The sequence below is a fragment of the Serratia sp. TSA_105.2 genome (genome assembly GCF_052692115.1).
Genome location: NZ_JBQZFT010000006.1, coordinates 147,144 through 159,813, shown reverse-complemented (window position 1 = coordinate 159,813; position 12,670 = coordinate 147,144). Strand labels below are relative to the sequence as shown.

10 protein-coding genes are annotated in these 12,670 nt (G+C 58.0%); 8 read left to right on the top strand and 2 right to left on the bottom strand.

The window, feature by feature from the left end; all coding sequences use genetic code 11:
• The first annotated feature begins 262 nt into the window (after nucleotides 1-262).
• Nucleotides 263-1,009, top strand: coding sequence for an autoinducer binding domain-containing protein (locus tag ACUTSC_RS18340; RefSeq protein ID WP_197768345.1), 747 nt, complete (start codon nucleotides 263-265; stop codon nucleotides 1,007-1,009).
• On the opposite strand, the gene ACUTSC_RS18335 is transcribed toward ACUTSC_RS18340, so the two are convergent.
• The gene (locus ACUTSC_RS18335) at nucleotides 956-1,630 is read right to left on the bottom strand and encodes an acyl-homoserine-lactone synthase (RefSeq protein ID WP_197768344.1); all 675 of its coding nucleotides are present in this window, start codon (nucleotides 1,628-1,630) and stop codon (nucleotides 956-958) included. The two genes, ACUTSC_RS18340 and ACUTSC_RS18335, sit on opposite strands and share 54 nt — an antisense overlap.
• 487 nt (nucleotides 1,631-2,117) lie before the next feature.
• Between ACUTSC_RS18335 and glyQ the strand changes: the two genes are divergently transcribed.
• The 6 genes from glyQ to ACUTSC_RS18305 all read left to right on the top strand — a co-directional run bounded on the left by glyQ (nucleotide 2,118) and on the right by ACUTSC_RS18305 (nucleotide 10,452).
• The gene (gene glyQ, locus ACUTSC_RS18330; RefSeq protein WP_043140757.1) at nucleotides 2,118-3,035 is read left to right on the top strand and encodes a glycine--tRNA ligase subunit alpha; all 918 of its coding nucleotides are present in this window, start codon (nucleotides 2,118-2,120) and stop codon (nucleotides 3,033-3,035) included.
• A gap of 9 nt (nucleotides 3,036-3,044) precedes the next feature.
• Nucleotides 3,045-5,114 (top strand): glycine--tRNA ligase subunit beta, encoded by a 2,070-nt coding sequence (glyS, locus tag ACUTSC_RS18325; protein ID WP_197768343.1) that lies wholly within the window; start codon nucleotides 3,045-3,047, stop codon nucleotides 5,112-5,114.
• Nucleotides 5,115-5,422: 308 nt separating this feature from the next.
• The gene (locus ACUTSC_RS18320; RefSeq protein ID WP_197768342.1) at nucleotides 5,423-6,142 is read left to right on the top strand and encodes a DUF3053 family protein; all 720 of its coding nucleotides are present in this window, start codon (nucleotides 5,423-5,425) and stop codon (nucleotides 6,140-6,142) included.
• Between the two features lie 540 nt (nucleotides 6,143-6,682).
• A complete protein-coding gene (locus ACUTSC_RS18315; RefSeq protein ID WP_033636552.1) occupies nucleotides 6,683-8,602 on the top strand; it encodes a PTS mannitol transporter subunit IICBA in 1,920 nt (639 codons plus the stop codon).
• A 58-nt stretch (nucleotides 8,603-8,660) separates the two neighbouring features.
• Complete coding sequence (locus ACUTSC_RS18310; RefSeq protein WP_197768341.1) at nucleotides 8,661-9,806, top strand: mannitol-1-phosphate 5-dehydrogenase; 1,146 nt, start codon at nucleotides 8,661-8,663, stop codon at nucleotides 9,804-9,806.
• Between the two features lie 94 nt (nucleotides 9,807-9,900).
• Nucleotides 9,901-10,452, top strand: coding sequence for an MltR family transcriptional regulator (locus tag ACUTSC_RS18305; RefSeq protein WP_016929575.1), 552 nt, complete (start codon nucleotides 9,901-9,903; stop codon nucleotides 10,450-10,452).
• Here ACUTSC_RS18305 and ACUTSC_RS18300 read toward each other — a convergent pair.
• Complete coding sequence (locus ACUTSC_RS18300) at nucleotides 10,449-11,057, bottom strand: LysE family translocator (RefSeq protein ID WP_025304783.1); 609 nt, start codon at nucleotides 11,055-11,057, stop codon at nucleotides 10,449-10,451. The two genes, ACUTSC_RS18305 and ACUTSC_RS18300, sit on opposite strands and share 4 nt — an antisense overlap.
• Before the next feature lie 142 nt (nucleotides 11,058-11,199).
• Between ACUTSC_RS18300 and ACUTSC_RS18295 the strand changes: the two genes are divergently transcribed.
• On the top strand, nucleotides 11,200-12,666 hold the full coding sequence (locus ACUTSC_RS18295; RefSeq protein WP_197768340.1) for an aminotransferase class I/II-fold pyridoxal phosphate-dependent enzyme: 1,467 nt from the start codon (nucleotides 11,200-11,202) through the stop codon (nucleotides 12,664-12,666).
• Nucleotides 12,667-12,670: the final 4 nt, after the last annotated feature.

Sequence of the window (12,670 nt, the reverse complement as noted above, 5' to 3'; positions counted from 1 at the left end):
GTCATGATGCGGAGTTGTTATGGCTTTGTTTTATTTATGTTTATTTGCTGTGCCATGCCTTCTGTCGGCCCTTCTTCAGTGAAGCGCTTATTTTACGATTAAATTAATTTCCCCTCCGAAATTATTTAAATTTACTCTTTAAGGCGTATGGCCATTATTAATGCTTCCTATTATGCCTGCCAGATTAATTTACTTGGCAGCGCAACCGGGTTATACTCTTCTCCGTTTTATAGTATTGTTCTTTCTTGAAGAGGATGGGTGAGTGTCTAACTTTTTTTTCAATAATGAAATCATTAATGCCTCTATAAAAGAAGAGTTAGAACATGGCCTGAATAAATACAATAATATAAAATATGCCTATGCTATAATGAATAAAAGAAATCCAACTAGTTTCTCAATCATTTCCAATAGAACGGAGTGGTTTGAGTTTTATATCAAGAATAACTATCAGTTTATTGATCCCGTTTTGATTACCGCATCACATAGAATTACCCCGTTTACCTGGGATAAAGATTTGGAAATAGGCTCAGGATTAAAATTGCCAAAGATTTTTGATATGGCTAAGAACTACAATATTATTAATGGATATACTTTTGTCTTGCACGATCATCATCATAATCTGGTGGTGTTATCCATTATGCTAGATAAGCATTGCGATGCAGATGTTGAACAGCAGATTGACAATAATAAGGCCGAAATTCAAATGCTGCTGATTACCATGCACGGAAAAATGACGACGCTCTACCAGGAAATGAGCACGCCTGCTGACTTTGAAAAGATGAATCAGCGGGAGTTTTTCTCCAAGCGTGAAAATGAGATTATTTACTGGGCGAGCTTGGGTAAGTCCTACCAAGAAATTGCACTTATCCTGGGAATAAAACTTACCACTGTAAAATATCACATTGGCAACGCCGTCAAAAAGCTTGGCGTCACCAATGCCAAGCATGCCATCAGGTTAGGTGTGGAGCTGCAACTCATCCGGCCGCTTCTCGCTGACACGGAAGGATAATGGCCAGGAATCCAACGGGTTATCCCATTTTGTGGCGTCTTGATTGATGCGCGCCAGCAGTCTGTTTCGGTTGGCATCGTCTATCGGCATGTAGATCAGGTAAATATTTTTATTCTTTTCGGAACATCCGGTTTTTACCACCGAGATATGCCAACCGGAACGTTGGAAGATGATGCGCATCGGGTGACTGATAATGGCGTAAATGCCTTCGTAGCCGCAGTTTCTTGCATAATTTATCATCGACAGAAAAAGCATGGCGCTAATCGGCGCTTGATGGAGTTGAAGTGCTTGAATGCGTGCCTTATCTATAAATAATCTGCTGGCTTCAACGTAATTTCCATCGGGGAGCTTTATATCGTTAAAGTAAGTGTCGAACACGCCCTCGCTGATCATGTTTGGGTATTTCGTTTCAATAAATCGCAAACTGCAAATGACGTGATTTTGGTAGGTGCCGAAAATATAGGTGGCGTGACGATTATCGTATTCGTCAAACTCCATGTTATTTTCACAATTAACGAGCCAGTCTAAACGGTCTTTAAACGTTTTTTTTCTTAAAGAGAACAGTTCCTTCGATCTGTTATCTGGCAGCAAATTATAGTCTACGTCAAAGAGCTCTATCATTTTCAATCTTTTTCCTAAGCGACTTAAATGGTTTTTTAGCTGCGGCTGTCATTTGTTCTCATTATACTACCAGAGTCACTATGGCAAGTAAATTTCAGCCGGTGCGGCATCGGCGAAAACAAAGTAAATATATAACACTGAATTATGTTTTTTTTCATTCCATTCACTTATTTGAAGGTTTTTCAACACGTCTGTTATATGGCGAAGAGGCGTTAAGCCACCGGTAGTTAAAGCAGGCAGGGTATGAAGCGGCATCTCTCTCAAGCAAGCCGATACCCGAGTCTGCCTCGCCCTCTGAGGACGGTGGAGGTGGTGCCGGGGATTTACCGCGCTGATGTCGCCGGCGGTTTCCGTGGCTGAAGGGTGAAAATTCAGCGCTTCTCGCCCCGATTCGCACTTGTTGCCGGATTCTGGCTGTATATCTTACGGTCAAAGGGTATACTGGCGCATTCCATCTAAATCCACTTGTATCGCGTGCGAATTCAACATGCAAAAGTTTGATACCAAGACCTTCCAGGGCCTGATCCTGACACTGCAGGATTATTGGGCGCGCCAGGGCTGCACCATCGTTCAACCATTGGACATGGAAGTCGGCGCGGGAACCTCACACCCGATGACGTGCTTGCGCGCACTGGGGCCGGAGCCGATGGCTACCGCCTATGTGCAGCCATCCCGTCGCCCGACCGACGGCCGCTACGGTGAAAACCCGAACCGTCTGCAGCACTACTACCAGTTCCAGGTGGTGATTAAGCCATCGCCGGACAATATTCAAGAACTCTACCTGGGCTCGTTGAAAGAGCTGGGTCTGGATCCGACCATCCACGACATTCGCTTCGTGGAAGACAACTGGGAAAACCCGACGCTCGGCGCCTGGGGCCTGGGTTGGGAGGTGTGGCTGAACGGCATGGAAGTGACGCAGTTCACCTACTTCCAGCAGGTCGGCGGCCTGGAGTGCAAGCCGGTAACCGGCGAGATCACCTACGGTCTGGAGCGTCTGGCGATGTACATCCAGGGCGTGGACAGCGTATATGATCTGGTGTGGAGCAACGGCCCGCTGGGCGTTACCACCTACGGCGACGTGTTCCACCAGAACGAAGTGGAGCAGTCCACCTACAACTTCGAATACGCCGACGTCGACTTCCTGTTCTCCTGTTTCGAGCAGTACGAGAAAGAAGCCCAATCGCTGCTGGCGCTGGAAAAACCGCTGCCGCTGCCGGCTTACGAACGTATCCTGAAGGCGGGCCATACCTTCAACCTGCTGGATGCGCGCAAGGCGATTTCGGTGACCGAGCGTCAACGCTACATTCTGCGCATCCGCACGCTGACCAAAGCCGTTGCCGAGGCCTACTACGCTTCCCGCGAAGCGCTGGGCTTCCCGATGTGCAACAAGAAGAACGAGAACTAAGAGGCAGCCATGACTCAACAGACTTTCCTGGTGGAAATCGGCACGGAAGAGCTGCCGCCGAAGGCGCTTCGTTCCCTGGCAGAATCTTTCGCCGCCAACTTCACCGCCGAGCTGGACAACGCCGGCCTGGAACACGGTGACGTGAGCTGGTTCGCCGCACCGCGCCGCCTGGCGCTGAAAGTGGCCAACCTGAGCGCGGCGCAGGCCGATCGCGAAATTGAAAAACGCGGCCCGGCGATCGCCCAGGCGTTCGACGCCGAAGGCAAACCGAGCAAAGCGGCCGAAGGCTGGGCGCGCGGCTGCGGCATCACCGTCGATCAGGCCGAACGCCTGGCGACCGACAAGGGCGAGTGGTTGATGTACCGCGCCCATGTCAAAGGCCAGTCGGCGCAGCAACTGCTGGCCGGCATGGTCAGCACCGCGCTGGCTAAACTGCCGATCCCGAAACTGATGCGTTGGGGCGACTCCGACGTGCAGTTCGTGCGTCCGGTGCACACCGTCACGATGCTGCTGGGCACCGATCTGATCCCGGGCACCGTGCTGGGCATCGACTCTACGCGCACCGTGCGCGGCCACCGCTTCATGGGCGAAGCCGAGTTCACCCTCGACAATGCCGACCAATACCCGCAGATCCTGCTGGAGCGCGGCAAAGTAGTCGCCGACTATGAAGCGCGTAAAGCCCTCATCAAACGCGATGCCGAACTGGCGGCTCAGAAGATTGGCGGCAAGGCCGATCTGAGTGAAAGCCTGTTGGAAGAAGTGGCCTCGCTGGTGGAATGGCCGGTGGTGCTGACCGCCAAATTCGAAGAGAAATTCCTGGCGGTGCCGGCGGAAGCGCTGGTGTACACCATGAAGGGTGACCAGAAGTATTTCCCGGTGTACGACGCCGCGGGCAAACTGCTGCCGAACTTTATCTTTGTGGCCAACATCGAGTCGAAAGACCCGCAGCAGATCATCTCCGGTAACGAGAAGGTGGTGCGTCCGCGCCTGGCCGACGCCGAGTTCTTCTTCAACACCGACCGCAAGAAGCGCCTGGAAGACAACCTGCCGCGCCTGGAAACCGTGCTGTTCCAACAGCAACTGGGCACCCTGCGCGACAAGACCGATCGTATTCAGGCGCTGGCGGGCTGGGTTGCCGGCCAGATCGGCGCCGACGTTAACCACGCCACCCGCGCGGGCCTGCTGTCGAAGTGCGACCTGATGACCAACATGGTGTTCGAATTCACCGACACCCAGGGCGTGATGGGCATGCACTACGCGCGCCACGACGGTGAGGCGGAAGACGTCGCCGTTGCGCTGAACGAGCAGTATCAGCCGCGCTACGCCGGCGATGCGCTGCCGCAGTCGCTGGTGGCCTGTTCCCTGGCGATCGCCGACAAGATGGACACCCTGGCCGGCATCTTCGGCATCGGACAGCATCCGAAAGGCGATAAAGACCCGTTCGCGCTGCGCCGCGCCGCGCTGGGCGTGTTGCGCATCATCGTCGAGAAAAACCTGCCGCTGGATCTGCAGACCCTGACCGAAGAGGCCGTGCGCCTGTACGGCAGCAAGCTGACCAACGCCAAGGTGGTCGACGAGGTGGTGGAATTCATGCTGGGCCGCTTCCGCGCCTGGTATCAGGAAGAAGGCCACGCGGTCGATACCATTCAGGCGGTGCTGGCGCGCCGTCCGACCAAGCCGGCCGACTTCGACGCGCGCGTCAAGGCGGTGTCTCACTTCCGCACGCTGGAAGCGGCGGCGGCGCTGGCTGCGGCCAACAAACGCGTCTCCAACATTCTGGCCAAGTCCACCGAAACGCTGAACGACAGCGTGCGTGCCTCGGTGCTGAAGGACGCAGCGGAAATTCAGCTGGCGACTCACCTGGTGGTGCTGCGCGACAAGCTGCAGCCGTACTTCGCGGCGGGCAACTACCAGGAAGCGCTGGTGGAGCTGGCTGCGTTGCGCGAGCCGGTGGATGCGTTCTTCGATAACGTAATGGTGATGGCGGATGATGCGGAAGTGCGCGTGAACCGCCTGACGCTGCTGAGCAAGCTGCGCGAACTGTTCCTGCAGGTGGCGGATATCTCCGTGCTGCAGTAAGCGATTTTCTGCTGTGAAAAGGCGCCTGCGGGCGCCTTTTTTTATTTCCGTTTCCTGGGTGCGAAGGCAAGGTCGCCTGGCGACTTGGGGGGCGACTTGGGGAAATTGAAGCGTCCGGTCGCCGACGGCAATGAACCTCAGTGCGTTTTGCGCACGATTTTCAACCGCATCCGGCCGGGGCAATGCTCATCGCAAACGGAATCGCGTATCGGAACGCCGCCAGTTGATCTATTCTTATAGGCGCACGGAGTGCGGAAAAAGGGGCGGAGTCCAATGAAAAAGCAGGTTTATAACAGGAGTTATGTCACATGGCGGTAGGGATCCAGAGCAGAGGTTTCGCGCGTTGGTTGGCACCGGTATTGGCATTGTTGGTGGTCATGCAATTGACCGCCTGCGGCGATAAAGAGCCGGAACAGCGCAAAGCATTTATCGATTACTTACAGAATACCGTGATGCGCAGCGGGGCGAACATCCCCACGCTGAGCGAAGATCAGAAGCAGAAGTTCGGCAACTATGCCGGCGATTACGCGATTTTGGTCGGCTTTTCGCAGCAGCTGTCCAAGTCGGTCGGCGCCAGCCTGACGCCGGCGCTGGATCAGATTAACCAGATCCGCTCCGCGCAGGATTACCTGAACAAACGCGATGCGCTGCAGCAATCGGTCGGGGCGTTGAACCTGCTGGGCCAGCAGATCCAGTCCGCCAAATCACAGGCGGATACCGCCCGTGCGGCGCTGAAGCAGCCCGACGATCTGAAGGCGGTGTACAACCAAGCCTATGACAAGATCGTTACCGCACCGGCCAACGCCCTGATGCCGGCGATCCCGACCACCGCCAGCTTTGTGCAGGATCTGGTGCAGGTCGGCGATTTCCTGCAGAGCCAGGGCAATCAGGTCAGCTTCAACAACAACGGCGTGCAGTTCCGCACCGCGCAGCAGGTGGCGCAGTACAACACCATGATGTCGAATCTGGTGGCCAAACAGCAGAACCTGATGAATGCGCAGAAAACCATTCAAAGCGTGACGCAATAACGCCTCCACGCACGCAGCAGGCCGGCATTGCCGGCCTGTTTTATTTCCCCTCAGCGTTTCCAATAGCTTGCTGGTTTATTGCTCAGGCTTCTGTACTACACTTCAATTAATCCATTCATTCGGCAATGTAGTTTTCTTTCATTCATCACTTCGCTAGTTCCCGGCGGGATGAATGCTCACAGGGAAGATCAAACAGAGCGCCGCGATCGGGTGCTGCAGCTGAAAATAAATTGTGATGTTTATCACAATTTAAAAACAAACCATCAAGTTAAAAATGTGACAAATATCACGTTATGGCGGGTTTTGAGACGTTTTTTTTCTCACTGTGCTTTTTTTACACGCCATAAATGTGATCTTTGTCACTATAAAGGGTGGTTTGTTGGGGTGTTGTATGTGATTTGTGTCACAAAAAATTCGTGAAGTTCGCGTGACAAAAACAGCGTGATAGAGTCCGTTTCGCATACAGCGGCAACACGGCTGGATCGTCACAACAATAATCACGCGCTCTATTGTCAGCGCGTAACAATAGGGGTGTGTTTTATGTTTTCACCAGACATCAAGGTTAAAGTGCAAAACTTTGGCCGTTTCCTGAGCAACATGGTGATGCCCAACATCGGCGCCTTTATCGCCTGGGGGATTATCACCGCGCTATTCATTCCAACCGGCTGGCTGCCGAATGAAACCTTAGCCAAGCTGGTCGGCCCGATGATCACCTACCTGCTGCCATTGCTGATCGGTTATACCGGCGGGCGGCTGGTGGGCGGCGAGCGCGGCGGCGTGGTCGGCGCCATCACCACCATGGGCGTCATCGTCGGCGCCGACATGCCGATGTTCCTCGGCTCGATGATCGCCGGTCCGCTGGGCGGCTGGGCTATCAAGCATTTCGACCGCTGGGTGGACGGCAAGATCAAAAGCGGCTTTGAAATGCTGGTGAACAACTTCTCCGCCGGCATCATCGGCATGTTGCTGGCGATCCTGGCCTTCCTGGGCATCGGGCCGCTGGTGGAGGTGCTCTCCAAGCTGCTGGCGGCGGGCGTGCACGTGATGGTGAAGAACAACCTGCTGCCACTGGCGTCCATCTTCGTTGAACCGGCGAAAATCCTGTTCCTGAACAACGCCATCAACCACGGCATCTTCTCGCCGCTGGGTATCCAGCAGGCCACGGAAGTCGGCAAGTCGGTATTCTTCCTGATCGAAGCCAACCCAGGCCCGGGCATGGGCGTACTGATGGCCTACATGTTCTTCGGCCGCGGCAGCGCCAAGCAATCCGCCGGCGGTGCGGCAATCATTCACTTCCTGGGTGGCATCCACGAAATCTACTTCCCTTACGTGCTGATGAACCCACGCCTGCTGCTGGCGGTGATCCTGGGGGGTATGACCGGCGTCTTCACCCTGACGATGCTGAACGGCGGCCTGGTTTCTCCGGCTTCTCCGGGTTCGATCCTGGCGGTGTTGGCGATGACGCCGAAAGGCGCCTACTTCGCCAACATTGCGGCGGTGTGCGCAGCCTTTGCCGTCTCCTTCGTGGTGTCCGCTTTCCTGCTGAAAACCTCCAAGGTGAAAGAGGATGACGATCTGGAAGCCGCAACCCGTCGCATGCAAGAGATGAAATCGCAGTCCAAAGGCGGCGCAGCGGCGCCGGCATCGGTCGACGGCGATCTGAGCACCGTGCGCAAAATCATCGTCGCCTGCGATGCGGGCATGGGCTCCAGCGCCATGGGCGCCGGGGTGCTGCGCAAGAAAGTGGCCGACGCGGGGCTGAAGAACATCTCGGTGACCAACAGCGCCATCAACAGCCTGCCGGACGACGTGGATCTGGTGATCACCCACCGCGATCTGACCGAGCGCGCGATGCGCCACGCGCCGCAGGCCCAGCACATCTCGCTGACCAACTTCCTCGACAGCAAGCTGTACAGCGATTTGGTCGACCGTTTGCTGGCGGCCAACAAAACCAGCGACAACCAGCAGAAGGTACTGGGCGCGCTGGACGACAGCTTCGAAGCCGGTGAATCGAACCTGTTCAAGCTGAGCGAGAGCAACGTGTTCCTCAACCTGCAGGCCAGCGACAAAGAGCAGGCGATCCGCTTCGCCGGCGAGCAGTTGGTGAAAGGCGGCTACGTCGAGGCGGAGTACGTGCCGGCGATGCTGGAGCGCGAGAAACTCACCTCCACCTACCTGGGCGAGTCGATCGCCGTGCCGCACGGCACCATCGAGGCCAAAGACCGGGTGCTGCGCACCGGCGTGGTGTTCTGCCAGTACCCGCAGGGCGTGCGCTTCGGCGAGGAAGAGGATGAAGTGGCCCGCCTGGTGATCGGCATCGCCGCGCGCAACAACGAGCATATTCAGGTGATCACCAGCCTGACCAACGCGCTGGATGACGAGAGCGTGATCGAGCGGCTGGCGAATACCACCAGCGTCCAGGAAGTGCTGGACCTGCTCGGCGGCAAAAAAGCCGGATAACGGAATCATTTTAAAGGGTGCAGCTTGCTGCACCCTTCGACATTAAGAAGGTAGAGTTATGAAAGCATTACATTTTGGCGCAGGGAACATCGGCCGCGGTTTTATCGGCAAGCTGCTGGCGGACGCCGGGGTTGAGCTGACCTTCGCCGACGTCAATCAAACGGTGCTGGATCTGTTGAACAGCCGTAAAAGCTACGCGGTGCACGTGGTGGGCGAGCAAGAACGCGTGGAGAGCGTCAACAACGTCAGCGCCGTCAACAGCGGCAGCGAGGCGGCGGTGGCGCTGATCGCCGAGGCGGATCTGGTGACCACCGCCGTTGGCCCGCAAATTCTCGCCAAAATCGCCGGCACGATCGCCAAAGGGCTGGTGCTGCGTCATCAGCAGGGCAATGCGCAGCCGCTGAACATCATCGCCTGCGAGAACATGGTGCGCGGCACCAGCCAGCTGAAACAGCATGTGTTCGCCGCGTTGCCGCAGGACGAGCAGGCATGGGTTGAGCAGCACGTCGGCTTCGTCGATTCGGCGGTCGATCGCATCGTGCCGCCGGCGGACAGCAGCGATCCGCTGGAAGTGACGGTGGAAACCTTCAGCGAATGGATCGTCGATCAGACGCAGTTCAAAGGCCAGCCTCCGGCGATCGCCGGCATGGAGCTGACCGACAATCTGATGGCGTTCGTCGAGCGCAAGCTGTTCACCCTCAATACCGGTCACGCCATCACCGCCTACCTCGGCCAACAGGCCGGGCTGCAAACCATTCGCGACGCCATTCTCGACCCGGCGATCCGCCGCGTGGTGAAAGGGGCGATGGAAGAGAGCGGCGCGGTGTTGATCAAGCGCTACGGCTTCGACGCCGACAAGCACGCCGCCTACATCAACAAAATCCTCGGCCGCTTCGAAAACCCGTATCTGCACGACGACGTCGAGCGCGTGGGGCGCCAGCCGTTGCGCAAACTGAGCGCCGGCGATCGCCTGATCAAACCGCTGCTGGGCACGCTGGAATACGGCCTGCCGCACGCCAACCTGATCCAGGGCATCGCCGCCGCCATGAGCTACCGCAGCGAACAGGATCCGCAGGCGCTGGAGTTGGCGGAATTGCTGAATACCCTCGGGCCGAAAGCCGCGCTGGCGCAAATTTCCGGCCTGCCGGTGGAAAGCGAGGTTGTAGAAGAGGCCGTTGCTGTGTATAACGCCATGCACAAGTAGAATCGTGATGATGAACACCCGAGCGCAGCTTGCTGCGCTCCTGCAACCCGAGTTCGGCATCGACGGCCCTCCCCACGCCTTTCGAAAAGCGACGATGGAAGAAGCACAGGCATTTGAAAACCAGGTTCTGGAAAAGCTGAACGCGGGCAAAACGGTGCGCAGCTTCCTGATCGCGGCGGTAGAGCTGCTGGCGGAAGCGCTCAACGTGCTGGTGGTGCAGGTATTCCGCAAGGACGACTATGCGGTGAAATATGCCGTCGAACCGCTATTGTCCGGCAGCGGCCCGCTGGGGGAGCTGTCGGTGCGTCTGAAGCTGATGTACGGGCTGGGGGTGATCTCCCGCCATGAATATGAAGATGCCGAGCTGCTGATGGCGATGCGCGAAGAGCTGAACCACGACGGCTCGGAATACCGCTTCGTCGACGACGAAATCCTCGGACCGTTCGGCGAGCTGCACTGCGTGGCCGCGCTGCCGCCTGTACCGACCTTCCTGCAGCCGGGCGAAGCGGATGAAGCGCTGATCGCCATGCAGCGCCAGCGCTATCAGCAGATGGTGCGCTCCACCATGGTGCTGTCCATTACCGACCTGATCGCCGGCATCGGCGCCAAACAACCTTCCCGACTCTCTCCTCTCGGCCGCGGCTAAGCAAAGGCCGCGCGCCACTCGTCGAACAACAGCCACAGCGCGGTGGCGGCCATCAGGCCGGACATCACGCCGTTGAAGGCGCGCAGCTTCCAGGTGACCCGCAGCGCGTTGCGCAACCGGTCGCCCAGCACCGCCCACAGCAGCACGCACGGCAGGTTCAGCAGCGCGAAGCCGGCGATGACCGACAGCGTATGGACAAAGGTGGCGCCTTCGCGCGGGGTGAACAGGATCGCCACGTTGATCACCATCAGCCAGGCCTTGGGGTTGACCGCCTGAAACAGCGCGCCGTTGAGCAGGCTCATCGGCTGCGCCTGCTCTTTGGCGTCCGGCGAGGCCGCCTGGAACAGTTTCCATGACAGCCACAGCAGATAGGCGCAGCCGATCACCGCCAGCGGGAGGCGGATAACGCCGGCCCAGCTCAGCGCCAGCGCCAGCAGCGGAATAATGATCGCCAGCTGCACCGCACAACCGACGCAGATGCCAAACAGCATCGGCAGGGTGCGGCGCAGGCCGAAGTTGACGCCCGACGAGGCCAGCAGCAGGTTGTTGGGGCCGGGGGTAATCGACATGACGGTGACGTAGCTGACAAAGGCGGAGTCCAGCATGGCAGGTTCCTTGAAAATGACGGTAATCACGAGAGGATCAGCTTAATCGCTGCGATGGGATGGTGACAGAACCACAAATCGGATATTGTCATGGTTACAGTTGTGCGAAATGTAAACTGTACCCATTGCCTGGAGAGAAACTGTGACCCTGCTCGATGAAACCCCGGATATCCGTTACCTGCAGCTGGCGGATACGCTGGCCGAGGCCATTCGCCGCGGCACGCTGCGGCCCGGTGACCGCTTGCCATCGGTACGGCGCTGTGCGCAAACCCATCGCGTCAGCATCAATACCGTGGTGTCGGCTTACCGCACGCTGGAGGACCGCGGGCTGATCGAAGCGCGGCCGCAGTCGGGGTTTTACGTTCGCAGCACGCTGCCGGCGCTGAAGATGGCCTCGGCGCCCAGCGGGCGCATCGAACCGCCGGCGGACGACGTGCTGGCGCTGATCGACACCGTGTTTGCCGCCCAGCAAAACCCGGCTTTCACCAACATTGCGCTGGCCTGCCCGCAGACCAGCGATTTTTATCCCGGCGGCAAGCTGGGGCGCATGCTGTCCTCTCAGCTGCGCCGCCAGCCGGATCTGATCGGGCAGTATCCGTTGCCGCCCGGCAGCCTAAGGCTGCGTCAGCAGATCGCCCGCCGCTCGATGACGCTGGGCATGCTGCTGGAGCCGGGCGACGTGGTGCTGACCCACGGCTGTATGGAAGCGCTGCAGCTGGCGCTGCGCGTCACCACCAAACCGGGCGACTGCGTCGGGCTGGAGTCGCCGACCTACTTCTACCTGCTGCCGCTGCTGGCCAGCCTGGGGCTGAAAGCGCTGGAAATCCCCACCGACCCGCAGCTGGGGCTGTCGCTGGACGCACTCGAGTTGCTATTGAACGAGAAACGGCTGAACGCGGTGATCGCCATGCCGACGGTGCAAAACCCGTTGGGCTGCACCATGCCACTGGCGGCAAAAAAGCGGCTGGCGCGGCTGATGAACGATCATCAGGTGCCATTGATTGAAGACGGGCTGTATGCCGAGATCCAGTTCGGCGGCGCGTTGTCGCCGGCGGTGAAGGCGTTCGATCGCGACGGCTGGGTGCTGTTTTGCTCCAGCTTTACCAAAACGCTGGCGCCGGATTTTCGCGTCGGCTGGATCTGCGGCGGCCGCTTTCACGAGGCGTTGCGCAAGCTGAAAGCGGTGTCGTCGATGTCTGAGTCGCAACTGTTGTCGGAAACGCTGGCGACTTTCCTGGAGAGCGGCGGCTACGATCACCATTTGCGCAACCTGCGCAAGCGCTATGCGGCGCAGGTGGACGAGGCGCGGGCGCTGATCGCCCGGCATTTTCCGCGCGGCACGCTGGCCACGCAGCCGGCAGGCGGGTTCGTGTTTTGGGTCGAATTCCCCGCCGGCGTGGACAGCGTGGCGCTGTTCCATCAGCTGCTGGAGGAGCAGATCTGTTTGACGCCGGGCACCCTGTATTCTCCCAGCGGGCGTTACCGCAATGCGCTGCGGCTCTCCTGCTGCTATCCGTTCAACGCGCGCTACACCCAGGCGTTGGCCCGGCTCGGCGCCAAGGCCTGCGAGATGAGCGGCCTGCCGCCCGGTATTGCGCAGGACGGGTAACGGC